General features: G+C 69.1%; 23 protein-coding genes. 14 read left to right on the top strand and 9 right to left on the bottom strand.

Translation table 11 applies throughout. From position 1 onward, the window contains the following. Positions 1-170: 170 nt before the first annotated feature. Genes ACT6S0_RS16345 through ACT6S0_RS16320 form a run of 6 tightly spaced genes read left to right on the top strand, consistent with a single transcriptional unit; the run spans position 171 to position 6776 of the window. Complete coding sequence (locus ACT6S0_RS16345) at positions 171-1379, top strand: ABC transporter substrate-binding protein (protein ID WP_444764849.1); 1209 nt, start codon at positions 171-173, stop codon at positions 1377-1379. After that, positions 1379-2386, top strand: a complete 1008-nt coding sequence (locus ACT6S0_RS16340; protein ID WP_444764848.1) for a carbohydrate ABC transporter permease — start codon at positions 1379-1381, stop codon at positions 2384-2386. The genes ACT6S0_RS16345 and ACT6S0_RS16340 overlap by 1 nt, the downstream gene beginning before the upstream one ends. Next, positions 2383-3192, top strand: coding sequence for a carbohydrate ABC transporter permease (locus tag ACT6S0_RS16335; RefSeq protein ID WP_444764847.1), 810 nt, complete (start codon positions 2383-2385; stop codon positions 3190-3192). Before ACT6S0_RS16340 ends, ACT6S0_RS16335 begins: the two co-directional genes overlap by 4 nt. Before the next feature lie 20 nt (positions 3193-3212). Next, on the top strand, positions 3213-4289 hold the full coding sequence (locus tag ACT6S0_RS16330; protein ID WP_444764846.1) for an ABC transporter ATP-binding protein: 1077 nt from the start codon (positions 3213-3215) through the stop codon (positions 4287-4289). Positions 4290-4324: 35 nt separating this feature from the next. Next, positions 4325-5320: a lytic transglycosylase domain-containing protein gene (locus ACT6S0_RS16325; RefSeq protein WP_444764845.1), complete on the top strand. Its 996-nt coding sequence runs from the start codon at positions 4325-4327 to the stop codon at positions 5318-5320. A gap of 40 nt (positions 5321-5360) precedes the next feature. Then, positions 5361-6776, top strand: coding sequence for a serine hydrolase domain-containing protein (locus ACT6S0_RS16320; RefSeq protein WP_444764844.1), 1416 nt, complete (start codon positions 5361-5363; stop codon positions 6774-6776). Here the strand turns inward: ACT6S0_RS16320 and ACT6S0_RS16315 are convergent, their stop codons facing one another. Both ACT6S0_RS16315 and icmF read right to left on the bottom strand, forming a co-directional pair. Continuing rightward, positions 6777-7946: an ATP-binding protein gene (locus tag ACT6S0_RS16315; RefSeq protein WP_444764843.1), complete on the bottom strand. Its 1170-nt coding sequence runs from the start codon at positions 7944-7946 to the stop codon at positions 6777-6779. It lies immediately after the preceding gene. 49 nt (positions 7947-7995) lie between these two features. After that, the gene (icmF, locus tag ACT6S0_RS16310; protein ID WP_444764842.1) at positions 7996-11280 is read right to left on the bottom strand and encodes a fused isobutyryl-CoA mutase/GTPase IcmF; all 3285 of its coding nucleotides are present in this window, start codon (positions 11278-11280) and stop codon (positions 7996-7998) included. 145 nt (positions 11281-11425) lie between these two features. Between icmF and ACT6S0_RS16305 the strand changes: the two genes are divergently transcribed. The 6 genes from ACT6S0_RS16305 (at position 11426) to ACT6S0_RS16280 (ending at position 17111) form a co-directional block, all read left to right on the top strand. Then, entirely contained in the window at positions 11426-12322 is an 897-nt protein-coding gene (locus ACT6S0_RS16305; protein ID WP_444764841.1) for a LysR family transcriptional regulator, read from the top strand. 75 nt (positions 12323-12397) lie between these two features. Further along, a complete protein-coding gene (locus ACT6S0_RS16300) occupies positions 12398-13576 on the top strand; it encodes an isovaleryl-CoA dehydrogenase (protein ID WP_444764840.1) in 1179 nt (392 codons plus the stop codon). A gap of 23 nt (positions 13577-13599) precedes the next feature. Beyond that, positions 13600-14274 (top strand): carbonate dehydratase, encoded by a 675-nt coding sequence (gene can / locus ACT6S0_RS16295; protein WP_444764839.1) that lies wholly within the window; start codon positions 13600-13602, stop codon positions 14272-14274. A gap of 14 nt (positions 14275-14288) precedes the next feature. Next, a complete protein-coding gene (gene aceK / locus ACT6S0_RS16290; protein WP_444764838.1) occupies positions 14289-16040 on the top strand; it encodes a bifunctional isocitrate dehydrogenase kinase/phosphatase in 1752 nt (583 codons plus the stop codon). 88 nt (positions 16041-16128) lie between these two features. Beyond that, a complete protein-coding gene (locus tag ACT6S0_RS16285) occupies positions 16129-16713 on the top strand; it encodes a hemerythrin domain-containing protein (protein ID WP_444764837.1) in 585 nt (194 codons plus the stop codon). Between the two features lie 137 nt (positions 16714-16850). Further along, the gene (locus ACT6S0_RS16280) at positions 16851-17111 is read left to right on the top strand and encodes a hypothetical protein (RefSeq protein WP_444764836.1); all 261 of its coding nucleotides are present in this window, start codon (positions 16851-16853) and stop codon (positions 17109-17111) included. Positions 17112-17161: 50 nt separating this feature from the next. On the opposite strand, the gene ACT6S0_RS16275 is transcribed toward ACT6S0_RS16280, so the two are convergent. The 3 genes from ACT6S0_RS16275 to ACT6S0_RS16265 form a co-directional block, all read right to left on the bottom strand. Next, positions 17162-18586, bottom strand: coding sequence for a M16 family metallopeptidase (locus ACT6S0_RS16275; RefSeq protein WP_444764835.1), 1425 nt, complete (start codon positions 18584-18586; stop codon positions 17162-17164). Positions 18587-18599: 13 nt separating this feature from the next. Beyond that, a complete protein-coding gene (locus ACT6S0_RS16270; protein WP_444764834.1) occupies positions 18600-20051 on the bottom strand; it encodes a M16 family metallopeptidase in 1452 nt (483 codons plus the stop codon). A gap of 82 nt (positions 20052-20133) precedes the next feature. Further along, entirely contained in the window at positions 20134-20490 is a 357-nt protein-coding gene (locus tag ACT6S0_RS16265) for a hypothetical protein (RefSeq protein WP_444764833.1), read from the bottom strand. A 148-nt stretch (positions 20491-20638) separates the two neighbouring features. Here ACT6S0_RS16265 and ACT6S0_RS16260 point away from each other — a divergent pair, with 148 nt between their 5' ends. Continuing rightward, positions 20639-21262, top strand: coding sequence for a hypothetical protein (locus ACT6S0_RS16260; protein WP_444764832.1), 624 nt, complete (start codon positions 20639-20641; stop codon positions 21260-21262). 273 nt (positions 21263-21535) lie between these two features. Here ACT6S0_RS16260 and ACT6S0_RS16255 read toward each other — a convergent pair whose 3' ends face one another. Genes ACT6S0_RS16255 through ACT6S0_RS16245 form a run of 3 tightly spaced genes read right to left on the bottom strand, consistent with a single transcriptional unit; the run spans position 21536 to position 25073 of the window. Next, entirely contained in the window at positions 21536-23500 is a 1965-nt protein-coding gene (locus ACT6S0_RS16255) for an ATP-binding protein (RefSeq protein ID WP_444764831.1), read from the bottom strand. A 5-nt stretch (positions 23501-23505) separates the two neighbouring features. Beyond that, entirely contained in the window at positions 23506-24060 is a 555-nt protein-coding gene (locus ACT6S0_RS16250; RefSeq protein ID WP_444764830.1) for a YfiR family protein, read from the bottom strand. Further along, a complete protein-coding gene (locus ACT6S0_RS16245) occupies positions 24060-25073 on the bottom strand; it encodes a TonB-dependent receptor plug domain-containing protein (protein ID WP_444764829.1) in 1014 nt (337 codons plus the stop codon). The genes ACT6S0_RS16250 and ACT6S0_RS16245 overlap by 1 nt, the downstream gene beginning before the upstream one ends. A gap of 186 nt (positions 25074-25259) precedes the next feature. Here ACT6S0_RS16245 and ACT6S0_RS16240 point away from each other — a divergent pair, with 186 nt between their 5' ends. Then, entirely contained in the window at positions 25260-25730 is a 471-nt protein-coding gene (locus ACT6S0_RS16240; RefSeq protein WP_444764828.1) for a hypothetical protein, read from the top strand. A 93-nt stretch (positions 25731-25823) separates the two neighbouring features. Here the strand turns inward: ACT6S0_RS16240 and ACT6S0_RS16235 are convergent, their stop codons facing one another. Next, complete coding sequence (locus ACT6S0_RS16235; protein WP_444764827.1) at positions 25824-25985, bottom strand: DUF1328 domain-containing protein; 162 nt, start codon at positions 25983-25985, stop codon at positions 25824-25826. Between the last annotated feature and the right edge of the window lie 93 nt (positions 25986-26078).

Here is a 26078-nt window from a genome sequence, read left to right as displayed (position 1 = left end):
GCCCTGCCGCTGCTGGACACGCTGGCGGATCTCTTCGAGCTGGGCCATTCGCTCTGGTCGGGCTGCAAGCCCGGCGACGCCCAGCCACGCCTGCACGAGGCCGCTGCGCTGGTGGACGAGATGCTGCCGGCGCTGGTGCAGCCGCTGCAACGCCGCCTGGACGCGCTCGCATGAAGCGCCTTGCCCTCACTGCGCTGCTGCTCGCCGGCAGCGCCCAAGCCGCCGACCTGGAGCTGCTGCATGGCTGGACCTCGGGCAGCGAGGCGGCGATGGTGGCCGAATTGAAAGCCGCAGCCCAGCGCGGTGGCGTGGACCTCAAGACAACTGCCGTGGCGGGTGCGTCCAATGCGAACACGCTGCTGAAGGCGCGCTTCCTGTCCGGCCACCCGCCGACCCTGGCGCAGACCGACAAGCCGCTGCGCATCTGGGCCGAGGCCGTGCCGCTGGCCGACCTGGGGCCGGGCGTGAATGCGCAGCTCGCCGCCCTGCCGCATGCGGTGGCCACGGAGCTGCGCTACGGCGCCAAGCCCGCCGCCGTGCCGCTGAACGTGCACCGGCTCAACACGCTGTGGAGCAACCTGCGCCTGCTGCGCGCTCATGGCCTGGCCGTGCCGCAGGGCTGGGACGAGTTTCACCGCACGGCCGAGGCGCTGCGCCGCGCCGGTGTGCTGCCGCTGGCCATCGGCAGTTCGGCGGGCCAGAAGCTCAGCCTCTTTGTCGCCGTGGTGCTGGGCCGTGAGGGGCGCGACTTCTTCGAGCGTGCCCTGTTGCAGGCCGACCCAGCCCTGCTGGCGAGCCCGCGCATGGCCGCGCTGCTGCAGGAGTTCCGCCGGCTCAAGAGCTATACCGACGCGGGCCAGGTCAGCCGCGACTGGGCGGGCGCAACGGCCTTGCTGCTGCAGGGCCGGGCGGCCTTCCAGTTCACCGGCGACTGGGCCAATGGCGAATTCCTCAAGGCCGGCTGGCGGGCCGGGCAGGACTATGACTGCACGGCCGCGCCCGGCCACGCCGGCCTGCATTACTTCGAGTTCGACCGGCTGGTGTTCTTCGCCCAGCCGGCCCGGCTCGGCGCGCAGCGGCGCCTGGCGGCCCTGCTGCTGCAGCCCGAGACCTCGTCGCGGCTGGCGCAGATCAAGGGCGGCATCCCGGTGCGGCGCGATGCGGTGCTGGACGGCTTCAACGCCTGCGCGCAACGTTCGGCGGCGGACTTCCGCGCCGGCGAGGCGCGCGGGGAGCTGGTGCTGGCGTTGAGCGCGCGGCTTGGCGAAAGCGCCTATGGCGGGCTGCGCGATGTGTTGTCGGTCTACTGGGCCAGCGAGCGCATGACGGTGCAGCAGGCGCAGACACGTCTGGCGCAGGCCCTGCGGCAGGTGGACTGATGTCTGAACGCCGCACCGCCCTGGCCTGCCTGATCCCGCTGCTGCTCGTCGGGGCGTTCTTCTTCTACGGCTTCCTGCTGTGGACGGGCTGGCTGTCGCTGACGCGCTCCAACTTGTTGCCGAGCAACGAGTTCGTCGGCCTGCTGCAGTACGAGCGCCTGCTGCTGGACCCGCGCTGGCAGGCCGCGCTGTGGAACCTGCTGCGCTTCTGCCTCGGCTTCGTCGTGCTGCCGCTGGCCATCGGCCTGGGCCTGGCTCTGCTGCTGGACCAGAAGCTGCGCGGCGAGGGCGCGCTGCGCTGGGTGTGGCTGCACCCGATGGCCCTGTCCATGGTCGTGACCGGTAGCGCCTGGCGTTGGCTGATGGACCCCGAGCAAGGTGTCGCCGAGGGCGTGCGCTCGCTGGGCTGGACGAGCTTTCGCTGGGACTGGCTGGCGCAGGAGGAGATGGCCGTCTACGCGCTGGTCGTGGCCGCGGTGTGGCAGATCAGCGGCTTCGTGATGGCCATCTTCCTGGCCGGGCTGCGCGGCATCGACGAGTCGATGCTGCAGGCCGCGCGGCTGGACGGCGCGCAGGGCTGGAAGTTGCTGCGTCGCGTCATCCTGCCCCAGCTCGGGCCCAGCCTCGCGTCGGCCTTGCTGGTGCTGCTGCCGGCGGCCATCAAGACCTTCGACCTCGTCGTCGTGCTGACCGAGGGCGGCCCCGGCCAGGCCAGCGAGCTGCCGGCCTTCTACATGTTCCAGATGGCCTTCGAGCGCAGCCGCCTGGGGCTGGGCGCGGCCAGCGCGATGGTGCTGGTGATGATGGTGCTGTCCATCGCACTGCCCTATGCGCTGGCGCGCTCGCCCCTCGTCCGGTCTCGCCGCGCTGAACGCGGGCGCGCCCAGCCGGTCCCCCGGGGGGACGGCGATGCTGGCGGCATCGAGCCGCCAGCACATCGCCAGACGGGCCGGCTTGGGAGCGGCCCGGCGCTCGGCCCGAACAACTCAGCCGGTCGATCAACGTGAAACGGCTGACGCTCTATCTGCTGGCCATGGTCGCTGCGCTGGTCATCGCGCTGCCGCTGCTGTTGATGCTGATGAACAGCTTCAAGGGCGTGGCCGAGGCGCAGCAGGGTTTCCTGACGCTGCCACGCGAGCCGAGCTTCGTGGCCTGGCGCCTGGCGTGGGAGAAGTTGCACGGCAGCTTCGGCATCAGCCTGATGCTGGCGGTGCCTGCGGTGCTGCTGTCGGCCCTGCTCGCGGCCGTCAATGGCTTCGTGCTGTGCAAATACCGCTTCCGTGGCGAGCGCTGGGTGGGGCTGCTGCTGGTGCTGGCCTTCTTCCTGCCGATCAAGGTCTATCTGCTGCCGCTGGCCATCACGATGGCGCGGCTGGGGTTGGACCGGTCGCTGGGCCTGCTCATCGCCATCCACGTCATCTACAGCCTGCCGCTGGCGCTGTTCTTCCGCAACCACTTCCTGGCCTTCCCCGACGAGCTGCTGCAGGCCGCGCGGCTGGACGGTGCGGGCTTCTGGCGCCTGCTGTGGCGCGTGGTGCTGCCGCTGTCGAGGCCCATCTTCGTGGTCGTGCTGATCCTGCAGTTCACGACGATCTGGAACGAGTATCTGTTCGGCCTGGTGTTCGGGCCGGAGGACGCGCGCCCCATCACGGCGGCGCTGGCGCAGCTGAGCGCGCAGACCGAGACCGGCGCGCGCGCCTACCCGCTGGAGATGGCCGCGGCACTGCTGGCGGCGGCGCCGACGCTGGTGGTCTATCTGCTGGCCGGGCGGCATTTCACGCGCGGCCTGGTGGCCGGCGCGGTCAAGGGTTAGGGATGACAGAAGAGACGGGCTTGCGAATCACGGGACTCACGCGTCGCGTGGGCACACACACCATCCTGGACGACGTGACGCTGAACCTGGACGCCGGCGAGATGCTCATCCTGGTCGGCCCCTCGGGCTGCGGCAAGTCATCGCTGCTTGGCGTGGTCGCCGGCCTGCAGCCGCATGACACCGGCGAAATCCAGCTCGATGGCCGGCGCATCGAGGCCTTAAGCCCGCGCGAGCGCGACATCGCGATGGTGTTCCAGAACTACGCCCTCTACCCGCACATGAGCGTGGCCGAGAACATCGGCTTTGGGCTGGAGATGCAAGGCTGGCCGCGCGTGAAGCGCGAGGCGCGCATGCTGGAGGTGGCCAAGCTGCTGCAGTTGCAGGCGTTGCTGGGTCGCAAGCCCGCGCAGCTCTCGGGCGGGCAGCGCCAGCGCGTCGCCATGGGTCGGGCGCTGGCCCGCCAGCCGCGCCTTTTCCTGTTCGACGAGCCGCTGTCCAACCTCGACGCCCAGCTGCGCGCCGAGATGCGCAGCGAGATCAAGCTGCTGCACCAGCGCCTGGGCCGCAGCGCCATCTATGTGACGCATGACCAGACCGAGGCCATGACGCTGGGCCAGCGCATCGCCGTGATGAAGGACGGGCGCGTGCAGCAGCTCGGCACGCCGCAGGCCGTCTACCAGCGGCCGGCCAATCTCTTCGTCGCGCAGTTCCTGTCCAGCCCGGCGATGAACTTGCTGCCGGCGCGGCTGGAGCCCGAGGGCGAGTTCACGCTGATGCTGCGCGGCGCGGGCTCGGTGAGCTGGCGGCCCGAAAGACTGCTGCGGCGCGAGCGCCTGCTGGGCCGGCCGCTGCTGCTGGGCTGGCGTGCCGAGTCGGTGGGCCTGGCAAGCGATGGCCCGGCGCTGTCGCTGAACGCACCGGTGCTGCTGGTCGAGCCCACGGGCGTCGACAGCCTGGTGCAGCTGCAGCTGGGCGAGCATCGCCTGCATTGGCGCTGTGCCGGCTGGCCGACGCTGCAGCCGGGCGACGCTGTCGAGCTGAAGCTGCCGCTGGAGGACCTCTTGGTCTTTGATGCCGACACCGGCGAGCGGCTCTAGACTCGCAGCCCGCTTCCGCTCGTCGTCCGCCGTCCGTGAGAACCCCGTTTCTGGTGCTGCTGTTCGCGCCCTTGCTGGCGTCATCTGTCGCCCTGGCCCAGCCACCCTCGTTGACGCTGGAGCAATTGCCCCGGCCCACCATGCCGCCCGGCGAACGCGGGCCGGTGGTACCCGCCCAGGTCGAGCGCTGGCGCCAGGAGGCCAAGGCGCTGGAGTACGGCGATGGTGTCAAGCGCGACGAAGTCGCCGCGGCCAAGCTGTATTGCCGTGCGGCGCGCTATGGCGATGCCGAGGCCCAGTACAGCCTGGGCTGGATGCTGACGAATGCACGCGGCATCCAGCGCAACGACGCCGAGGCCGCCCACATGTTCGCAGCCGCTGCCGAGCAGGGCATGGCGCAGGCGCAGAACATGCTGGCGCGCATGGGCGGGATGCCGCTGGGCGACCCGCCCCCCTGCCTGCGCCCGCCCGAGACCGACCCGCCGATTGCGGCGGGACCGCCGCCGGCGCGGGGCGCCAAGGCGCCGTCGCTGTGGGCCAGCCTGCCGCTGCCACCCAACGCACCGCCGGCCATCGTCAACTACGTCAGGCTGCTGGCGGCCGACTACCAGCTGGCGCCCGCGCTCGTGCTGGCCGTGATCGCGCAGGAGTCCAACTTCGACCCGCTGGCCGAGTCGCCCAAGAAGGCGCAGGGCCTGATGCAGCTGATGCCCGAGACGGCCGCGCGCTTTCGCGTCACCCGCATCACCGACCCGTCGCAGAACATCCGCGGCGGCATGGCCTATCTGCGCTGGCTGCTGGCCTACTTTGAGGGCGACGTGATGCTGGCGCTGGCGGCCTACAACGCCGGCGAGGGCGCCGTGGACCGCTACCTGGGCGTGCCGCCCTATGCGGAGACGCGGCTCTACGTGCGCAAGATCATGGCGGCCGTCGGCGGCCAGCGGCTGCACCCCTTCGACGCCAAGGTGACCGCTGCCTCGCCGATGCTGCTGCGGGTCAAGGCGCAGATGCAGCTCATCCAGGCGCGTTGACTTTCGCCATGCGCGCTCGGGCTTGAGCAGAATGCGCCGCATGCTCAAACCCCTCGCCTTCGCGGCATCTGCCGCCCTTGCCGTCGTCCCGATGGCCTCCCAGGCCCAGGCCAGCCCCGAACGCCACGCCCAGGCCCTGCTCGATGCGCTGCGCGAGGCCAGCGGCGTGCCCGGCATGGCGGCGGCCGTCTGGCAGGACGGCAAGCTGCGCTGGCAGGGCAGCAGCGGCCTGCGCGACGTGGAGCAGAAGCTGCCCGTGCAGGCCGACACGCGCTTTCGCCTGGCCAGCGTGTCCAAGTTGTTTGCCGTGACGGCAGCCGCCCAGCTCAAGGCGCAGGGCAAGCTGGACGCCGACAAGCCCGTCGGCGCGCTGCTGCCCGAGCTGGAGCCGGCGCTCGCAGCGCTCACCCCGCGCCAGCTGGCCGCCCATCTGAGCGGCATCCCCCACTACGAGGGCCGTGACAGCGGCCGTGGCGGCACCCACCACGCCACCGCGCGCGACGCGCTGGGCCACGTCAAGGGGCGCGCGCTGAGGGCGGCGCCGGGCGCCAGCTACCTCTACTCGTCCTGGGGCTACAGCCTGCTGGCCGCAACCGTGGAGGCCGCCAGCGGCAAGGCCTACCCGGCCCTGCTCAGCGAGCAGGTGGCACCGGGCCTGGATATCGGCGCTGACACCACCGCCACGGGCGCGGGCGGCATGTCCAAGGCCTATGCCTTCAGCTGGATGGGCCTGCAGCAGGCGCCGGCGCACGACTTCAGCTACAGCTGGGGCGGCGCCGCGCTGGCCGCCAGCGCGCCGGCGCTGGCCGAATGGGGCGGGCGCGTGCTGCAAGGCCGCGTGGTGGACGCCGCCACGCGCGACTGGATGTGGCAGCCGGTGCTGGACAACGCCGGCCAGCCGGTCGGCGAGCGCGATTTCAAGATGGGCTTTGGCTGGCGGCTGAGTGCCGACGCCGAGGGGCGGCCCCTGGCCCACCACGCCGGCGCCACGCTCGGCGCGCGCAGCGTGCTGCTGTTGTGGCCGCAGGCATCCACCAGCGTGAGCCTGCTGTCCAACGCGATGTGGACCTCGTCCATCGAGCGCAGCGCCGAGCTGCTGAGCGCGCCGCTGCGGCCGCCGGCGCCAGGTCTTGCGGTGCAGGCCTGCCCACTCAAGGCCAACCGCTTCGAGGGCGAACTGGACGGCGCTGCGTTGCAGGGCAAGGCCAGCTTCCGCCGCGACGCCGACGGCCTGTGCCGTGGCGAGCTGAGCCTGCCGGCCGCGCTGGCCAAGGTCGTCAATCCGGGGCCGCAACCGGCGGCCGAGCGGCTGACCGTCATCGGCCTGCAGGGCGAACTGGCGCGGGCTGCCCTCGTGACGCCCATCGGGCTGGCCGACTGGCGGGCGCGGGCGGACGGCAGCGTGCGCGTGGAGGGGCTGGCGGGGCGGCGTCTCACGCTCAGGCTGGCCGAGTAGTCAGCCCTCGGCCAGCCAGCCGATGATGTCGCGCACGGGCAGCACGTCGACGCCGGCCTTCAGCGGATAGCGCCTGGCCACCGGGGCGACGACGGCGGCACGCTCAGGTCTCAGGTCGGCAAGCGCCTGCCAGAAGCCCTTGCCCACGGTGGGCGCGGCCGAGAACTTGATCTCCAGCCCCAGCCGCCGGCTGCCCTGTTCGATGACGACGTCCAGCTCGGTGCCTGCCGCCGTGCGGTAGTAGCCGAGCTGCGCATCCGGCATCACCTCGGCCACTGCAGCGGCCACCTGCTCGATGACGAAGCCTTCCCATGACATGCCGACGATGGGGTGGCCCTGCAGCGTGTCCAGGTCCTGCACGCCCAGCAGCGCATGCACCAGACCGCTGTCGCGCACATAGACCTTGGGTGACTTGATGAGCCGCTTGCCCAGGTTGGGCAGCACGGGCTCCAGGCGGCGCAGCATCAGCGCGTCCACCAGCGTGTCCAGGTAGCGCGCCACCGTCGTGTGCGCCAGCCCGCCGAGCGACGCGCCCAGCGCCGATGCATTGAAGGGCTGCCCCTGCAGATGCGCCTGCATGCGCCAGAAGCGGTGCAGGCTCTCGGCGGCCACCTTGACGCCCATCTGCGCGAGGTCGCGCAGCAGGAAGCTCTCGATGAAGTCCTGCCGCCAACCGAACGACGCCGCTTCGCCCGCCGCCAGCAGGCTGAGCGGAAAGCCGCCGCGCAGCCACAGCCCCTGCAGCGCGCTCAAGCTGTCGGGCTGCTCCAGCGCCAGCACCGGTGGCAGCTCCAGATAGCTGATGCGCCCGGCCAGGCTCTCGCTCTTCTGGCGCAGCAACTCGCCGGAGGCCGAGCCCAGCATCAGGAAGCGCCCGGGTCGGCGTTGCGCGTCGATCTCCGGCCGCAACACGCTGAAGAGTTCGGGCATCAGCTGCACCTCATCCAGCACGACGAGATGGTCGCGGTGCCGGGCGAAGAACAGCTCGGGCTCGGCCAGCTGGGCGCGGTCGGAGGCGCGCTCCAGGTCCAGCATCACGGCCCCGGGCTGGCTCGCTGCAACGGTTTGGGCCAGCGTGCTCTTGCCCACCTGGCGCGGCCCAAGCAGCAACACGGCCGGCGAGCGGGCCATGCGTTCGGCCAAACGGGCTTCGGTGCGTCGATCAATCATCCTTGCATTTTGAGCGTTATGTGCTCAATTAGCAAGGAAGATGGCTTGTTCACATGCTGCGCCGGTACTGCCCGCCCACCTCGAACAGCGCGCCGGTGATCTGGCCCAGCGAGCAGACCCGCACGGCCTCCATCAGCACGTCGAAGACGTTGCGGTTCTCGATGACGGCCTGCTGAAGCCGCGCCAGCATCGCCGGCGCTTCGCCCGCATGGCGCGCCTGGAACTCGGCCAGGCGGGTCAGCTGCGACTGCTTCTCTTCGTCCGTCGAGCGCGCCAGCTCGATGTGCTCAGGCACCGTCTCACCGTTCGGGTTGCGGAAGGTGTTGACGCCGATGATGGGGTACTCACCCGTGTGCTTGAGCATCTCGTAGTGCATCGACTCTTCCTGGATGCGACCGCGCTGGTAGCCGGTCTCCATCGCGCCCAGCACGCCGCCGCGTTCGCTGATGCGTTCGAACTCGGCCAGCACCGCCTCTTCGACCAGCTCGGTCAGCTCGTCGATGATGAAGGCGCCCTGGCTCGGGTTCTCGTTCTTGGCCAGGCCCCATTCGCGGTTGATGACGAGCTGGATGGCCATCGCGCGGCGCACGCTTTCGTCGGTCGGCGTCGTGATGGCCTCGTCGTAGGCGTTGGTGTGCAGCGAGTTGCAGTTGTCGTAGACGGCGATCAGCGCCTGCAGCGTGGTGCGGATGTCGTTGAAGGCGATCTCCTGCGCATGCAGGCTGCGGCCAGAGGTCTGCACGTGGTACTTCAGCTTCTGGCTGCGCTCATTCGCGCCGTAACGGTCGCGCATGGCGATGGCCCAGATGCGGCGGGCGACGCGGCCCAGCACCGTGTACTCCGGGTCCATGCCGTTGCTGAAGAAGAAGCTCAGGTTGGGCGCGAAGTCGTCGATGTGCATGCCGCGCGCCAGATAGGCCTCGACAAAGGTGAAGCCGTTCGAGAGTGTGAGCGCGAGCTGGCTGATCGGGTTCGCGCCGGCCTCGGCGATGTGATACCCCGAGATCGACACCGAGTAGAAGTTGCGCACGTTGTGGTGCACGAAGTACTCGGCGATGTCGCCCATGACCTTGAGCGAGAACTCGGTCGAGAAGATGCAGGTGTTCTGGCCCTGGTCTTCCTTCAGGATGTCGGCCTGCACGGTGCCGCGCACATTGGCCAGCACCCAGTCCTTGATCTTGGCGGCTTCGTCGGCGGTGGGCTCGCGGCCGTTGTCGGCGCGGAACTTGGCCAGGTTCTGGTCGATGGCCGTGTTCATGAACATGGCCAGGATGGACGGCGCGGGGCCGTTGATGGTCATCGACACGCTGGTGGTCGGGCTGCACAGGTCGAAGCCGTCGTACAGCACCTTCATGTCGTCCAGCGTCGCGATGCTCACGCCGCTGTTGCCGACCTTGCCGTAGATGTCGGGCCGCGGCGCGGGGTCGGCGCCGTAGAGCGTGACCGAGTCGAAGGCCGTGGACAGGCGCTTGGCGGGCATGCCCTCGGACACCAGCTTGAAGCGGCGGTTGGTGCGGAAGGCGTCGCCTTCACCCGCGAACATGCGCGTCGGGTCCTCGCCCTCGCGCTTGAAGGCGAACACGCCGGCCGCGTAGGGGAAGCTGCCGGGCACGTTCTCCAGCATCAGCCACTTCAGCAGTTCGCCGTGGCACTCGTAGCCCGGCAGCACGACCTTGCGGATCTTGGTGCCCGAGAGGCTCTGCGTGACCAGCGCGGTGCGGATCTCCTTGTCGCGGATCTTCACGACGTACTCGTCGCCGGCATAGGCCCTGACCATGTCGGGCCACTGGGCGAGGAGCTGGCGGGCGTCGCTGTCGAGCTTGGTGCGGCGCTGCTCGGCCAGGTCGGCCAGCGCGGTGCGGGCGCCGTTCTTCTCCGGGTTGGCCGCCTCCAGCATCGCCCGGCTGGCTTCGAGTTGCTGGATCTCGCGGGCCAGCGCGGCCTGCCTGCGTGCGCGCGCCTTGTAGCCGCGCACGGTGTCGCTGATGTCGGCCAGGTAGCGCACGCGGTTGGCCGGCACGATGGGGGTCTGGTGCGTACTGTGGCGGGTTTCCACGCGCGGCAGGCGGCCTTCCACTAGCGGCAGCCCCAGCGCGGCCAGGCGGATCTTCAGCGCCTGGTAGAGCGCCGTCACGCCATCGTCATTGAAGCGGCTGGCCATGGTGCCGAACACCGGCATCGTGTCCGGCATTACCGTGAAGGCCTCGCGGTTGCGTTGCACCTGCTTGCTCACGTCCCGCAGCGCGTCCAGCGAGCCCTTGCGGTCGAACTTGTTGATGGCGACAAACTCGGCGAAGTCCAGCATGTCAATCTTTTCGAGCTGGCTGGCGGCGCCGAACTCGGGCGTCATGACGTACATGGGCACATCGACCAGCGGCACGATGGCCGCGTCGCCCTGGCCGATGCCGGACGTCTCGACGATGACGAGGTCGAAGCCGGCGACCTTGGCAGCGGCGATGACGTCGGGCAGGGCGGGGGAGATCTCGCTGCCGAAGTCGCGCGTGGCGAGCGAGCGCATGAAGACGCGCTGGCCTTGCGACCACGGGGCTATGGCGTTCATGCGGATGCGGTCACCCAGCAGCGCGCCGCCACTCTTGCGGCGCGACGGGTCGATGGAGATCAGCGCCACGCGCAGCGCGTCGCCTTGATCGAGGCGCAGGCGGCGGATCAGCTCGTCGGTGAGGCTGGACTTGCCGGCGCCGCCGGTGCCGGTGATGCCCAGCACGGGGGTTTTGATCGCTGCAGCCTGCTCGCGCAGCGTGCTCACGATGGACGCTTCGGCCTTGCCGTTCTCCAGCGCCGTTAGCAGTTGCGCCAGCGCACGCCACGCCGTTTCGGAGTGACCGGTGATGGCCGACAGATCCTTCGGCGCATGCACGCTGAAGTCCTGGTCGGCCTTCATGACCATCTCGCCGATCATGCCGGCCAGGCCCATGCGCTGGCCGTCCTCGGGGCTGAAGATGCGCACGCCCTGCTCGGCCAGCTCGCGGATCTCGGCCGGCACGATGACGCCGCCGCCGAACACCTGGATTCGCTCGCCGCCACGGGCCTTCAGCAGCTGCACCATGTACTTGAAATACTCGACATGACCGCCCTGGTAGGAGCTGATGGCGATGCCCTGGGCATCCTCCTGCAGCGCTGCGGTGACGACCTCGTCCACCGAGCGGTTGTGGCCGAGGTGGATGACCTCCGCGCCCATGCCCTGCAGGATGCGCCGCATGATGTTGATGGCGGCGTCATGCCCGTCGAACAGGCTGGCGGCGGTGACGAAACGGACCTTGTGGGTCGGGCGGTACTCGGCCAATGCCTTGTAGTCAGCGGCGAGATCGGTCATGGCTGTCTCCTTGATCGAGTCGGATTCTAGGTCGCCGATTGACGTTAACGTCAATTGCGGCGCCCGGCTGTGGCGGGGCGCCGTTGACACCAAGAAGAAGCAGAGAATCACGCGGTCAAACTTCCCAATAACTTGGTGTTGGCCCATGAGTCTGAGTTTCAGCTACCGGCATCTCTACTACTTCTGGGCCGTCGCCAAGGAGGGGGGGTTGACCCGCGCGGCGGAGCGGCTCGGGTTGTCGGTGCAGACCGTGTCGACCCAGGTGCGCGAGCTGGAGCAGTCGCTCGGCGCATCGCTGCTGAAGCCGGCCGGCCGCGGCCTGACGCTGACCGATGCGGGCCAGGCGGCGCTGGAGATGGCCGAGCAGATCTTCGCCCTCGGCGAGGCGCTGCCCGAGCGCGTGCGCGACGCCGCGAGCGCGCCGGCCGTGCGCCTGGCCGTCGGCATCTCGGACGGCCTGCCCAAGCTCGTGGTGCAGCGCCTTCTTGAGCCCATCATCGATACGCCCCACCTGCGCCTGCTCTGCCACGAGGACGAGTTCGACGACCTGCTCGGCGACCTGGCCCTGCACCGGCTGGACGTCGTGCTGGCGGACCGCCCCGCGCCGCCCAATCCCAACCTGCGCGTCTACAGCCACGCGCTGGGCAGCTCGCCGATGGCCTGGTTCGCCAGCCCGCGCTGGGCGCCGGCGGCAGCGCGCGACTTTCCGGCGTCGCTGGCCGATGTGCCGCTGCTGCTGCCGACGGCGCATGCCGCCGTGCGGCCGCGGCTGGACCAGTGGCTGGAGCGCCATGGCGTGCGCGCCCGCATCGCCGGCGAGTTCGAGGACAGCGCGCTGCTGGCCACCTTTGGCGCCGCGGGCATGGGCGTCTTCCCGGCAGCGGCGCTGATGAGCGACAAGCTGGTGGACCGCGACGGCCTGGTGCGCGTGGGCGACTGCGCGGGCGTCGAGGAGGCCTTCTACGCCGTCGGCACCGACAAGAAGATCGGCCACCCGCTGGTGCGCCGCCTGCTGCCCCAGCCGGCCGACGCGGCGGATTGAATTGCTACAGTTGACGTTTACGTCAACCAAAATGCGCCCGCTCCCTGGCTAGCCGGGCGGACAGGAGACTTCCCCATGAATCTGCCCGGCCTCAACTTCCAGCTCGGCGAGGACATCGACGCGCTGCGCGACGCGGTGCGCGCCTTTGCCGATGAAGAGATCGCGCCGCGCGCGGCCGAGATCGACCGCAGCGACTGCTTTCCCATGGACCTGTGGCGCAAGATGGGCGCTTTAGGCGTGCTGGGCATCACGGTGCCCGAGGAATATGGCGGCGCCAACATGGGCTACCTGGCCCACATGGTGGCCATGGAAGAGATCAGCCGCGCCAGCGCCTCGGTGGGCCTGAGCTACGGCGCGCACAGCAACCTGTGCGTCAACCAGATCAAGCGCAACGGCAACGACGCCCAGCGGGCCAAGTACCTGCCCAAGCTGATCAGCGGCGAGCATGTCGGCGCGCTGGCGATGAGCGAGCCGGGCGCGGGCTCCGACGTGCTGTCGATGAAGCTGAAGGCAGAGGACAAGGGCGGCGTCTACCTGCTCAACGGCAGCAAGATGTGGATCACCAACGGCCCCGATGCCGACACGCTGGTGGTCTATGCGAAGACCGAGCCCGAACTGGGCGCGCGCGGCGTGACGGCCTTCCTGATTGAGAAGGGCATGAAGGGCTTTTCCATCGCGCAGAAGCTCGACAAGCTCGGCATGCGCGGCTCGCACACGGGCGAATTGGTGTTCCAGAACGTCGAGGTGCCGGCCGAGAACGTGCTGGGCGCGGTCAACGGCGGTGCCAAGGTGCTGATGTCGGGCCTGGACTACGAGCGCGCCGTGCTGACGGGCGGGCCGCTGGGCATCATGCAGAGCGTCATGGACAACGTCGTGCCCTACATCCATGACCGCAAGCAGTTCGGCCAGAGCATCGGCGAGTTCCAGCTCATCCAGGGCAAGGTGGCCGACATGTACACGGTGCTGCAGGCCGCGCGCTCGTTCGCCTACACGGTGGCCAAGAACCTGGACATGCTGGGTGTGGAGCATGTGCGCCAGGTGCGCAAGGACTGCGCCAGCGTCATTTTGTGGACGGCCGAGAAGGCGACCTGGATGGCCGGCGAGGGCGTGCAGATCTTCGGCGGCAACGGCTACATCAACGAGTACCCGCTGGGGCGGTTGTGGCGCGATGCCAAGCTCTACGAGATCGGCGCGGGCACCAGCGAGATCCGCCGCATGCTGATCGGCCGCGAGCTGTTTGCGGAGACGATGTAACTTCCCGCACAGACAATGGCGGCATGACGACGACCAACCACGAACTGCAGGACCTGCTCGACAACAACAAGCGCTGGTCCGCCGACACCGAGGCTCGCGAACCCGGCTTTTTCTCGCGTCTGCTCAAGCAGCAGACCCCGCAGTACCTGTGGATAGGCTGCGCCGACAGCCGTGTGCCGGCCAATGAGCTGGTGGACCTGCTGCCGGGCGACCTTTTCGTGCACCGCAATGTGGCCAATGTCGTCGTGCACTCGGACCTGAACTGCCTGTCCGTCATGCAGTTCGCCGTGGACCACCTGAAGGTGCGCCACATCATCGTCGTCGGCCACAGCAACTGCGGCGGCGTGCGCGCGGCGCTGTATGACCTGCGCGTGGGCCTGGTGGAGAACTGGATCCGCCATGTGCAGGACGTGCGCCGCATGCACCAGGCCTGGCTGGACGGCGTGCCCGAACCCCAGCGCGTCGACGCGCTGTGCGAGCTGAACGTGCTGGAGCAGGCCCGCAACGCCTGCCACACCACCGTCGTGCAGGACGCCTGGGCCCGCCAGCAGGACGTCGTCGTGCATGGCTGGGTCTATGGCCTGCACAACGGCCTGTTGGAAGACTTGCAGCTGACGGCCACCTGCGCCGAGGACGTCGAGCCCGCCTACCGCCGCGCGCTGCAGCGCGTCAAGGAGCGCTACGCCGCAAGCGACTGAGTAGAGTCGGGACGATGTTCCCGACCCAGCTGACCGACGCACGCGCATTCGAGATCGCGCAGGCCCTGCTCGGTGGCTTTGACCGCCACTACCGGTTGTTTCGCGCCACGTCGGCCGAGGCGAAGGGCCGCTTCGAGCGCGGCGACTGGCAAGGCCAGCAGCGCGCCCAGGCGCTGCGCATCGAGTTCTATGACGCGCGCGTGGCCGAGGCCATTGCGCTGCTCGAGGGCCGCTTCAACGCGGCGGCGCTGCCGATGGATGTCTGGCAGCAGGTCAAGCTGCATTACATCGGCTTGCTGACCAATCACCGCCAGCCCGAACTCGCCGAGACCTTCTTCAACTCGGTGTGCACGCGCATCCTGCACCATGCCTACTTCCACAACGCTTTCATCTTCGTGCGCCCGGCGATCTCGACCGAGTACATCGAGAACGACGAACCGGCCGCGCTGCCCACCTACCGCGCCTACTACCCGGCGCCAGACACGCTGCGCGAGACCTTGCAGCGTGTCGTCACCAACTTCCAGCTGAACGGCGAGTTCGTCGATCTGGGCCGCGACGTCGACCGCGTGCTGGCTGCCGTCAGCGAGCGGCTCGGCGAATTCCCCCGGCGCGCCAACTTCCAGCTGCAGGTGCTGTCCAGCCTGTTCTACCGCAACAAGGGCGCCTACGTCGTTGGCAAGATCATCAACGGCTTCACCGAGACGCCGTTCGCGCTGCCCATCCTGCGCACCGAGGGCGACGGCCGCTTCTTCATCGACACGGCCCTGTTCGGCGAGGACGACCTGCTGGCCTTGTTCAGCTTTGCGCGCGCCTACTTCCTCGTCGACATGGAGGTGCCCAGCGCCTACGTGCAGTTCCTGCGCTCGATGATGCCGCGCAAGCCCCGCTCCGAGATCTACTCGGCCCTTGGCCTGCAGAAGCAGGGCAAGAACCTCTTCTACCGCGACTTCCTCTACCACCTGCGCCATTCGAGCGACAGGTTCCGCATCGCGCCCGGCATCAAGGGCATGGTGATGCTGGTGTTCGACCTGCCAAGCTGGCCTTTCGTCTTCAAGGTCATCAAGGACTTCTACCCGCCGCAGAAGGAAACCACGCGTGAGCTGATCAAGGCCAAGTACCTGCTGGTCAAGGCGCACGACCGCGTCGGCCGCATGGCCGACACGCTGGAGTACACGCGCGTCGCCTTCCCGCGCCATCGCTTCGAGGACGAGCTGCTCGCCGAGCTCAGGCACTTCTGCCCCAGCCTGCTTGAGGAGAGCGGCGACGACCTCGTCATCAAGCATGTCTACATCGAGCGCCGCATGGTGCCGCTCAACATCTATCTGGCAGAAGCCACGCCCGAGCAGCTGGAGCGCGTCGTTGTCGAGTACGGCAACGCGATCAAGGACCTGGTGGCCGCCAACATCTTTCCCGGCGACATGCTGTGGAAGAACTTCGGCGTGACCCGGCACGGCAAGGTCGTGTTCTACGACTACGACGAGATCGAATACCTGACCGACTGCAACTTCCGCCGCGTGCCCGAGCCAAGGAACGAGGAAGAAGAGATGTCCGGTGAGGTCTGGTACGCCGTCGCACCCCGCGACGTCTTCCCGGAGACCTTCGCGCCTTTCCTGCTCGGCAACCCGCGGGTGCGCGAGGCCTTCATGCGGCATCACGCCGACCTGCTGGACGCCGCTTTCTGGCAGGGGCACAAGGCGCGCATCCTGGCTGGACATGTGCACGACGTGTTTCCGTATGACCCGGCGCGGCGGTTTGCCGGCGCTTGACCGGCGCGAGGCTCTGTCCGACAAACGCCCAGTCATCTGGCGCCCACAATCCCCGCGCCCGCATCCCCTTGTCCCTGGAGGCCACCGCATGATCTTCGACGCCATCCGCGAAAGCCACGACTTGCAACGTGACCTGTGCCGCAAGCTCACCGCGTCGCGTGGCGACATGGCCGCGCGCCAACTGCTGTTCCTGCAGCTCAAGGTCGAACTCATGGCGCATGCGGCGGCCGAGGAGCGCTACCTTTACGTGCCCTTGCTGATGGAAGACGGCGGTCTCGACGCCTCGCGGCATGCGCTGCATGAGCACCACCAGGTGGACGAATTGCTCGACGACCTGTCGGTGCGCAACAAGCAGCTGGATGGCTGGATCGTGACCGCCAAACAGCTCAGCTTCAAGGTGCGCCACCACTTGAAAGAAGAAGAGACGAAGTTCTTCAAGGTGGCGGGCCGCCTGCTGTCGGACACCAAGAAGGCGCAGCTCGGCGGCAAGTACCAGCGCGAGATGGTGCGCATGCGCAAGCACTACGCGGCCGAGTACCAGACCGTGGCGGTGTCGGCGGCAACCGGTCTGGTCAAACCTGCCAACCCCGCCGCCGACAAGCCGGCGACGCGCGGCAATGCCAGCGCGGGCGCTCAACTGCGCGGCAAGAGCGAGCCGCGGCGCACGCGCTGAGGCTAGGCTAGGCCAAGCCCGGCGGATTCCCCGCGGCGTCGCGGCCGCTGGCACCGCACAAATGACGTATTCCCCTATGACACCCAAGACCGGTTCTTGGTTAATGTCGCCACCGTGCGCTTGCCTGGGAGCAGAACATGGCCAACGAGTCCGGCGGTGGTAGCGGTGGGATGTGGGTCGCCCTGATCGGCCTGATCACGACGGTGTCGGGCGGGGTGTTCGCCAACTGGGATCGCATCTTCCCGCCTTCGGATCCTGATCAGGTCATGGCCGCTCAACCGCCTGAAGCCGGCGCTGCCGCAGATGCGGTGAGCGACCCCGGCGACGCCGCGTCCCAACCTGACGCAGCGGACAGCGAATCCGCGGCTGAGGCCGCCGAGGCAAGCTCAGCGCCCTGACGGCGGCTATGTTGTCGGGCAAGGGCGGGCTCTCGGGCCCGCCCTTGCGCTCACGGCCTGACCGGCGTGAACTCCCCAAACGCCTTCAGCTGCTCGGCAATCTGGGTCGAATCGCCCACGACCACCCAGCTCTGCTCATCGGGGTTGAAGTACTTCTTGCCCACCGCCTGCACCTCGGCCGCCGTCACCTTCTGGATGGCGGGCACGAACTTGCCGAGGAAATCGGCTGGCAGGCCCACCAGCCAGTTGCTGGCCAGCTGCCGCGCCACCGAGCCCTGCAGCTGCGTGCTGACCAGGTAGCTGCCCGCCATGAAGCGCTTGTTCATGCCCAGCTCGTCCTCGGGAACCGGCTCGCTGCCGATGCGGCGGTACTCGTTGATGTACTCGGTCATCGAGGCGGCCGTCACCTCGTTGCGCACGTCGGCGCCGCCGGTGATGGCGCCGCCCACGCGCCAGGACACGCCGCCGGCGCGGGCGCCGTAGGTGTAGCCCTTCTCCTCGCGCAGATTCTGGTTGATGCGGCTGGAGAAGCCCTGGCCGAGGATGGTGCTGGTCAGGCGCAGCGCCACCTGCTCGTCGCCGCTGGCGGCCATGCCGGGGCGGCCCAGGCGCAGCGTGGCCTGCACGCTGCCGGGGCGCTCCAGCAGCAGGCGCTGCACGGGGGCGGTGGCGGGCGGCGGGGCCAGCTCGGGCAAGGCCTCGCCGCTGGCCTTCCAGTCGCCGAAGGCGTCGCGGGCCAGCTTCAGCGCCGCGGCCGGATCGATGCGGCCGGTGATGACGAGCAGCGCGCGGTCGGGACGGAAGCGCCGCGCATGCTCGGCGCGCAGGCCTTCGGCCGTGACGGCGTTGATGGCGGCCTCGGTCTCCTGCGTGCGGCCATAGGCGTGGCTGCCGTAGACGGCGCCGTCCAGCGCCTTGGCGGCGCGGAAACCCGGCTGCGTGCTGGCGGCCTTCAGGCCCTGCAGCGCATTGGTCTTGGCAAGCTGCACCTCGCCGTCCGGGAAGGCCGGCTGGCGCGCCACTTCGGCGAGCAGCCTGGCCATGCCCGCGGCATGCGAGGCGAGTGCATTGCCGGCGACGCTGATGCCGTCATTGCTGGCCGCAGCACCCACCGAGCCGCCCATGGCCTGCGCGGCCTCGGCGATCTGCCTGGAGTTGCGCTGCGTCGTGCCCTCGGACAGCAGGCCGGCCAGCAGCTTGGCGCGGCCGGGGGCGTCGGGGGCATCGGCGCCGAAGCCCGCGCCGCGCACGGCCAGCACATAGTCCACGCGTGGGATGCCGTTGCGCGGCACCACCCAGACCTGCAGGCCGTTGGGCAGCGTCTGCTGGGTGATCTTGGGCACGGCCAGCGGTTTGTCCTTGCCGAACGGCGGCAACTCGGCGGGCGTCTTCACGGTGGCGGCCTGCACGGCGCCGGCGATGGCGACAGCCGCGGCAAGGAGGCCGAGGCGGAAAGCGGGAGTGGTGTTCTTCATGACAGCTCCGACATCAAGGTTGAGAGGCCGGCTTGGTCGGCGCGGGTGCGGAGGCGGCCGATGCGGCGGCGGCAGGCGCCGCCAGCATCGCGGCGGGCTTGCGGTCGATGACCGAACGGTTGGCCTTTGTCAGATAAGTGGCGGCCACGCGCTGCACGTCGGCGGACGTGACGCCCTCGATCCAGCCCGGTACCTTGTTGACGACTCCCGCGTCGCCCCACAGCGCCTGCAGCTTGGCCAGGCGGTCGGCACGCAGCAGGAACATCTCCAGGTTGTTGTACCAGTCGGCCAGCAGGGCGGTCTTGAGGTTCTTCAGCGTCGCGTCGTCCACGCCGTCCTTGACGATGCGGGCCACTTCCTCGTCGATGCCGGCCAGCAGCGCGTCGGCATTCGTCGTCGGCTTGTAGAGCGCGAACACCGTGAACAGGCTGGGGCCGTCGTACTCCCAGATGCTGGTCAGGCCGTAGAGCGAGTTGACGTTCAGCGCCAGCTCGCGGCCCTTGACGAGGCCCTGGTAAAGGCGCGAAGCATCGCCGCCGGCCAGCAGCTGGCCCAGCACGGCGAAGGGCGCCTGGTCCTTGCTGGCCCGGTCCGGCAGCTTCCAGGCCGCGGCGATGGCCGGCACCTGGGCCAGCTTGTCGGGTTGGGTCAGGCGGCGCTCCTTGGTGTTGAGGCCTTCGCTGAAGTCGGTGGGCTTGGGCGTGGGCCGCGCGGCGATCTTGCCGAAGTACTTTTCGGCCAGCGCGAAGCCCTGGGCCGGCGTCACGTCTCCGGCGATGGACAGCACCGCGTTGTTGGGGCCGTAGAAGTCACGGTGGAAGGCGCGCACGTCGTCGAGGTTGGCGTTCTCCAGGTCGACGAAGCTGCCATAGCCATCGTGGGCGTTCTCCCACTTGTCGAAGGCCAGGGCCGAGATGTCCAGCCACATGAAGCCGCCGTAGGGCTGGTTCTGCACGTTGACGCGGATCTCCTCCTTCACGACGTCTTGCTGGTTCTTCAGCGTCGTCGGATTGAAGTCCAGCGTCGTCATGCGGTCGGCCTCCAGCCACAGCATGGTCTCCAGCGCCGAGGAGGGCGCGGTCTCGATGTAGTTGGTGAAGTCGGGCCGCGTCGAGCCGTTGTTGTTACCGCCGCCCGAGGTGATGACTTGGTCGAACACACCCTTGGGCGCCTTGGGCGTGCCCTGGAACATCAGGTGCTCGAAGAGGTGGGCGAAACCGGTGCGGTTCTTGGGCTCCAGCCGCATGCCGACCTTGTAGACGACGCTGATGCCCACGGTCGGGCTGCTGGCGTCGGGCGAGATGACGACGGTCAGGCCGTTGGCCAGCTTCTTGGTATGGACGGGGATCTGCCAGCGGTCGGTCTGGGCGGCGTCCTTGGGAGCGGCTGCGGTGGGGCCGGTGGCGAACGCGAGCGCTGCGGCGCTGATGGCGCCCAGCACCGCGCGGCGGGTGGTCTTCAACATGGGGTCTCCTGTGCGGGAACGGGGCGCAGTTTCGGCTGTTTTACGCGGGGTGCCGCATGGCACATCGAAAACCCCTGCGCCGCTAACTCGGGGTCGACGGCGCAGGCGCAGGCTCTTCGACGCTGGCGCGCGCCTCGAAGTCGAAGCGCTGCTGGAACACGTGTTCACCCGGCTGGCAGCTTGCCCGGCGCAGCGCCGCTTCGATGGCCGTGACCAGGGCGCGTTGGGTGCGGCGCTCGATGCCGCCCTGCAGCGAGACGATTGTCACGGCCACCACTCGCCCGTCTTTGACCTGTGCCATGGCGCTGTAAGCGGCCTGGCCGCGCCATTCCAGCTTGGGCACCTTGGGTGGAGGCACGCTGCAGATAGGGGTGGTCTCCTGCGCCTGGGCGCTGCTCGCCAGCAGCAGCGCTGCCAGGCCGGTCAGGACGGTGTTCATGCGTTCTCCTCGCCGAAAGCCGGCGCGCGTTCTAGCGTAACGGTGCCGTGCAGGTGAATAGTCACCCCGGTGATCCCCGGTGGGGTGGCCTCTGCGTCCTTGTAGACGAGCCGGCATGTCGCCGCGCTTGAAACCACCGGAGACCATCATGGCCGCATTGCCCGTCACCATCGCCCTGACCAAGATCAAGTGCAAGATCGAGACCGACGAGGTCGGCGCGGACGAGCCCTATGTGCTCGTCACCGCCGTCGACCTTGGCAACCCGCTGCTGCCCAACGCCGAGGTCACGCGCTACGGCCCCTGGGGTGACGTGGACGCGGGGGAGACGCGCACCACCCAGCCTATCCCGGCGGGCATCGACCCCAACGACATGCCCTTCATCATCTGGCGCCGCAATGCCTGGGGCCCTTCGGGCGCGCCCAAGGCCATCGCCAACCCGGCCCACGCCATCCTCCTCGTGTCCATGATGGAGCATGACGACGGCAAGCCCGGCACCGCGCGCGAGCTGGCCAAGGCCGCCGTCGTCAGCTCGCTGGCCGCCTCCATGGGCATGACGCGCGAGCAGCGCGTGGCCAAGCTCAAGGCCGACATCCACGGCGCCCTCGGCATCCCGACCGGCTTCCCCAACTTCGACGACCGCGTTGGCGGCACGCACGAGTTCGCCCTCAGCGCCAATCTGCTCAACGTGGCCGCCGGCCCCAAGAGCAAGACGCTGACCATCGTGGGGGATGGCGGCAAGTACGAGGTGACCCTGCAGGTGAAGAAGGGGTGAACAAGCAGGGGTGAAACGGTGCCCCGCGCCCAGGCGCGCATCGCTGGACGCGGGCGTGGCCGGCCGCGGCGACGGTCAAGGCCATGGCCATGACCCTAAGACTGGCCTAAGCCCGCAGCTTCAGGATGGGTCTGTCACTTCGGAGCCCCTCGATGCCCGCCCCAGCCCCGCAACCGCCGCTGCCAGCCCCGCGCCCCGTGGTCTCCTTCGCCCGCATGCTGGTGCTGGCGCAGCGGCGCTTTCGCCAACGGCAGCAGGGCCAGGGTGCCGCTTCTAGCGCCGCGACCGCTTGATGGCCAGGGCGCTGTCCAGCGCTTCCATCAGCCGCCGGGGCTCCAGGGGCTTGGTGAGGTAGCGGAAGTAGCCGGCCGCCAGCCCCGCTGTGGCGGCTTCGGGCATGGCGTTGGCGGTCAGCGCAATGATGGGGATGTGGGCCGTGCGCGGGTCCAGCCGCAGGATGGCCTGCGCCTCGCGGCCGGTCATGCGCGGCATGTTGTTGTCCATCAGGATGACGTCGGGCAGATGCTGACGCGCCATCTCGACCCCGCGTTGGCCGTCATGTGCCGACAGCACGCGGAGGCCGCCGCGCGCGGTCAGCAGCTCCTCGACGAGCTGCCGGCTGGCGGGGTTGTCCTCCACGTACAGCACCGTGGCCTCGCCCTGGCCCGCGCGTGGCGCCATGTTGAGGCCCGACAGATCACCCCAGTCGGTCTCGGCATGGGGCTGAGCGGGCAGCTCGCTGGCCTGCAGGTCCACCCAGAAGACACTGCCTTCGCCAGGCTTGCTGTGCACGCCGATCGTGCCGCCCATCAGCTCGACGAGGCGCTGCGTGACGACCAGGCCGATGCCCGTGCCCTGCTCCGGCCCGCCTTCCTGGCCCAGGCGGTTGAAAGGCTGGAACAGCGCCTGCACCTGCTCGGGCGCCAGGCCGGCGCCGGTGTCCCTGACGGAGATGCGCACCTGCTGCGGCCCCAGGTGGATGCAGTCGACCCGCACCGAGCCGTGTGGGCGGTTGTACTTGATGGCGTTGCTGACCAGGTTGAGCAGCACCTGCTTGAGCCGCATGCGGTCGGCCAGCGCGACGCAGCCGCTGCCGCCGACGAAATGGGTGGCGATGCCGCGCTGGCGGGCCATCGGGTCGATCATCGTGCGGCAATCGTCCAGCACTTCGTCGAGCGCCACCGGCTCGACCGACAGCTCGACATGCCCGCTCTCGATGCGGGCGAGGTTGAGGATCTCGTTGATCAGGGTCAGCAGATGCTTGCCCGCGCCGACGATGTGGTCGACGAATTCCTGACGCCGCCCGGGCTTGGCGTCGACGATGTTGGTACCCAGCAGCTGGCCGAAACCGATGATGGCGTTCAGCGGCGTGCGCAGCTCATGGCTCATGCTCGACAGGAACTCCGACTTCGCGCGGTTGGCCTTCTCGGCCGTGGCCGTGGCGAGTTTGAGTTCGTCGTTGGAGGCCTCGAGCTGGGCGGTGCGCTCGCGCACCCGCGCCTCCAGCTGCCCGTTCAAGCGCAGCACTTCGCGCGAATGGCGCTCGATCTCGGCCAGCATGCCGTTGAAGGAATCGGCCAGCACGCCGACTTCGTCCTCGGTGACCTTGGGGGCGCGGCGCGAATAGTCCTGGCGCTGCATGACGTCGCGCGCCACATCGCTGATAGCCAGGATGGGCTGCACGACGGCGCGCTGCAGCCTTGACGACAGCAGCAGCGCGATGCCCAGGGCCACGGCGGCGACGATGGCGGCAATACCGAGATAGCTCAGCACGCGGTCATAAAGGGCGTATTCGGCGCGCAGATAGACGCTGCCGATGGTGCGACCGCCCTGCACGATGGGCAGGGCCACAGCGAGGTCGCGCCCGATGCGCTCCACGCGCTCTGCGCGCTGTACGGCCTCCGGGTCCGCCCCGGGCGGCAGTGCCGCTGCGGCGCCTTCCGCGCCATAGGACGCAAACATCTCGCCCTGGGCGTCATACACCGCCGCAGCGCGCACGCGCGGCTGCGTGCGCAGCAGCGCGAGGTTATCGCGGGCCACCTTGGCGTCGTCGAACTCCAGCGCGGGCGCGGTCGAATGGCCGAGCAGCTCGGCCTGCGCCCTCAGGTCGGCCGTCCAGTCCGCGTGATAGGCGTGCAGGTCATAGGCCACCATCGCGCCCAGCGCGACCAGCAAGGCCACCAGCGACGTCAACATCGTGACGCCGAGCAGCCGGCGCTGAAGGGACAGCTTGAACATCCTCGTCACCTGCCTTCGACCCGCCGAGCCACGCCCAACAGGCGCGCGCTGATCTTCAGGCCGCTTTGCGATACCGCTGGCAACAAGATGTCAAAGCGCACCTTGTCGTTGACGACGATGAAGTTCACCATGCCGGCGCTGGCGCTCGCATCGAACTCGGTGATGGTCAGCACCGGCCGGCCGCGTGCCGCCGCGACGATGGATTCGGCATGCGCCGACATCGCCCGCGTGACGAAGACGGCATGCAGCCCATCGGGCAGCTCGGGGCGCAGCAGCCGTCGCACCTCGATGGGCCGGCCGCTGACGGAACTCGCCGCGGCGGTGCGGCGGAACTCCTCCAGCACGGTCTCGCCGCCCAATACGCCGATGCGCAAGGGGGCGCCGGCGCCGCCCATGACCTGCGTGGGCCATTCGACGTAGTTGCAGAACTTGCAGACGAAGGCGGCCTTGACCTGGTACTCCACCAGGTTCTCGTCGCCAGCCCTGCTCGGTGCGGGGCCGGCGAAGGCGGCCAGCCCCGCCAGCAGCAGCTTTCGACGAGCGAGCAGGGCCGGCGCCATCAGTCCAAGCGCAGGCGCACTTGCAGTGCCAGGCTGCGGCCAAATTTGCTGCGCGTCTGGACCGGCGTGAATTCGCCATGGCTGCCGAGCAGGTTGATGGCGGTCAGCGCGATGTCGGCGTCAGGGCCGAGGCGCGCGCCCAGGCGCAGGTCGACGGCGCTGTAGGCCGGGACGTCCGGCGCGTGCAGGGCCGAGACATGGCGCAGCGTGACATCGAACTCGGCGTCGCGGGGCAGGTTGACGGCTGCGCGCAGCCGCCACATCCGGCGCGGCATTGCGCCCTCGGCGGCGGGCACGGAGGACGCGTTGTCGGCACTGCCGGGCTTGAGCGCCAGCCGCGGGCGCAGCAGCGCCACGCCGCCGTGCAGACGCAGCCAGGTGGCGGTCTGCAGGCTGCCCCAGGCCTCCAGGCCACCGACACGGCCCTGCATGCCGTCGCCGAAGAAGACGGCGGTGCGGCTGGGTGCCAGCTCGGTGGTGCGCAGCCTGTCGTAGTCGCCGTGGAAGGCGGTGGCCGACAGCGTCAACGCCGGCAGGGGCTGGCCGCGGTAGCCCAGCTCCAGCACCTTGGCCACTTCGGCGCGGAAGCCCGGGCCACCGTTGAGTAGGAAAGGCGGCGTGGCGGGCACGTAGACGTCGCGGTCAAGCCGCGAGGGCGCCCGCACGGTGCGCGCGGCCGACGCCCACCACAGCTGTGCCGGCGACGGTTTCCAGGCCAGGCGCACGTTGGGCAAGAACTCGTTGCCGGTGTAGTCATGGCGTTCGATGCGCGCGCCCAGTGTCAGCCGCAGCGCGTCGCTCAGGGCCATCTCGTCCTGGGCATACAGGCTGGTCCAGCTCTGCCCGAGCTGCTCGGGCAGGAAGGCGAACTGCGGCGCGTCATGGCCGACGCGGTCGTCGGAGCGGCGGTGGCTCGCACCCAGCACCAGCGTGTGGGCAGGGCTGGGGTGGCCCGCCTGCGCGCACAGCGCGGTTGCTGCGATGCAGCACATCCGGCCTTGTGACATTGCCATGCACCCCCCGGCGGTTGTCCTGGGTCATGTGCACGATAACGCAGCGGTCGAGGGGCGGCAACGCGACGGCGCCAGGCAAAGCCCCGGCCGCATGGCAGCGCCGTCCTACGCCGGGTCGCGCCGAAAGCTCACGTCGGTCGATGGTCTCCAGGGTGAGAGTCCAAGCATCACCATGATGGGTAGACGATGATGGACGCGACGATGGATTGCCCACCTCAAATCAAGCCGACGCCCGCACAACATGCCGTTCTGGTCTGCGTGATTGGCACGACCGACGTCATGCATCGCTGCGAGAAGGAGCTGGCCGTGCTGGCGACTGACCCCCGCGTGAGCCGCTTGAACTGGCGCCTGGACGATGAGTTCGGCGAACCCCCCGTCGAGGCGGACTGGGCCGATGGCCTGATCGTGCTGAACGCAGACGCCTGGGCGGCGCCGACGGGCTGCGCCAAGCTGCAGGCACTGCTGAAGATGGCTTGGCGCTGCGGCCGCACCATTGCGCTGTGCGGCGATGCGGTGAATTCGCTGATCACGCTGGGCTTCGCGGCCGATGTGCCGGCCGAGGCCGAAGGCCTGTTCCTTTGCCCGCAGGCGCCTTGTGTCGGCACCTTGCGCGAATTCCTGGACGCGGTCCACGAACAGCCGCATCGGTCGAGATGAACCCATGGCTGCGGCGGTGACCTGGCCTGCCAGGGATGGACAAAGCAAAGCGGCCCTGAGTGCTCAGGGCCGCTTTGCGCCAGAGTTGCCTCGCTATCTGCGCATCAGACCCACCACCAGGCTGATGACGGCCAGGATGATGAAGCCGTAGAACAGCAACTGGGCAATGCCCGCGGCGCTGGCGGCAATGCCGCCGAAGCCGAACACGGCGGCGACGAGGGCGACGACGAAGAAGATGATCGCGTAACGGAGCATGGGGGGCTCTCCTTGTTGGGGTATTGGCAGCGCTAATTTAGGACCGGTGTGCTTGGACCGGTGACGGCCCCGGCCGCGCGGCCGGGTAGGAGG

Origin of the sequence: Roseateles sp. (assembly GCF_052436255.1) — a bacterium.
Lineage (GTDB): Bacteria > Pseudomonadota > Gammaproteobacteria > Burkholderiales > Burkholderiaceae_C > Pelomonas.
Note: the sequence above shows the minus strand (reverse complement) of the source record. Positions and strands in the feature narration are given on the sequence as shown.

Bases quoted from the DNA above. Each gene is read 5' to 3' on its own strand.
- ACT6S0_RS16345 (WP_444764849.1), top strand. From the start codon at position 171: ATGAAGCGCCTTGCCCTCACTGCGCTGCTGCTCGCCGGCAGCGCCCAA.
- ACT6S0_RS16340 (WP_444764848.1), top strand. From the start codon at position 1,379: ATGTCTGAACGCCGCACCGCCCTGGCCTGCCTGATCCCGCTGCTGCTC.
- ACT6S0_RS16320 (WP_444764844.1), top strand. From the start codon at position 5,361: ATGCTCAAACCCCTCGCCTTCGCGGCATCTGCCGCCCTTGCCGTCGTC.
- ACT6S0_RS16315 (WP_444764843.1), bottom strand. From the start codon at position 7,946: ATGATTGATCGACGCACCGAAGCCCGTTTGGCCGAACGCATGGCCCGC.
- icmF (WP_444764842.1), bottom strand. From the start codon at position 11,280: ATGACCGATCTCGCCGCTGACTACAAGGCATTGGCCGAGTACCGCCCG.
- ACT6S0_RS16305 (WP_444764841.1), top strand. From the start codon at position 11,426: ATGAGTCTGAGTTTCAGCTACCGGCATCTCTACTACTTCTGGGCCGTC.
- ACT6S0_RS16300 (WP_444764840.1), top strand. From the start codon at position 12,398: ATGAATCTGCCCGGCCTCAACTTCCAGCTCGGCGAGGACATCGACGCG.
- can (WP_444764839.1), top strand. From the start codon at position 13,600: ATGACGACGACCAACCACGAACTGCAGGACCTGCTCGACAACAACAAG.
- aceK (WP_444764838.1), top strand. From the start codon at position 14,289: ATGTTCCCGACCCAGCTGACCGACGCACGCGCATTCGAGATCGCGCAG.
- ACT6S0_RS16285 (WP_444764837.1), top strand. From the start codon at position 16,129: ATGATCTTCGACGCCATCCGCGAAAGCCACGACTTGCAACGTGACCTG.
- ACT6S0_RS16280 (WP_444764836.1), top strand. From the start codon at position 16,851: ATGGCCAACGAGTCCGGCGGTGGTAGCGGTGGGATGTGGGTCGCCCTG.
- ACT6S0_RS16275 (WP_444764835.1), bottom strand. From the start codon at position 18,586: ATGAAGAACACCACTCCCGCTTTCCGCCTCGGCCTCCTTGCCGCGGCT.
- ACT6S0_RS16270 (WP_444764834.1), bottom strand. From the start codon at position 20,051: ATGTTGAAGACCACCCGCCGCGCGGTGCTGGGCGCCATCAGCGCCGCA.
- ACT6S0_RS16265 (WP_444764833.1), bottom strand. From the start codon at position 20,490: ATGAACACCGTCCTGACCGGCCTGGCAGCGCTGCTGCTGGCGAGCAGC.
- ACT6S0_RS16260 (WP_444764832.1), top strand. From the start codon at position 20,639: ATGGCCGCATTGCCCGTCACCATCGCCCTGACCAAGATCAAGTGCAAG.
- ACT6S0_RS16255 (WP_444764831.1), bottom strand. From the start codon at position 23,500: ATGTTCAAGCTGTCCCTTCAGCGCCGGCTGCTCGGCGTCACGATGTTG.
- ACT6S0_RS16250 (WP_444764830.1), bottom strand. From the start codon at position 24,060: ATGGCGCCGGCCCTGCTCGCTCGTCGAAAGCTGCTGCTGGCGGGGCTG.
- ACT6S0_RS16245 (WP_444764829.1), bottom strand. From the start codon at position 25,073: ATGGCAATGTCACAAGGCCGGATGTGCTGCATCGCAGCAACCGCGCTG.
- ACT6S0_RS16240 (WP_444764828.1), top strand. From the start codon at position 25,260: ATGATGGACGCGACGATGGATTGCCCACCTCAAATCAAGCCGACGCCC.
- ACT6S0_RS16235 (WP_444764827.1), bottom strand. From the start codon at position 25,985: ATGCTCCGTTACGCGATCATCTTCTTCGTCGTCGCCCTCGTCGCCGCC.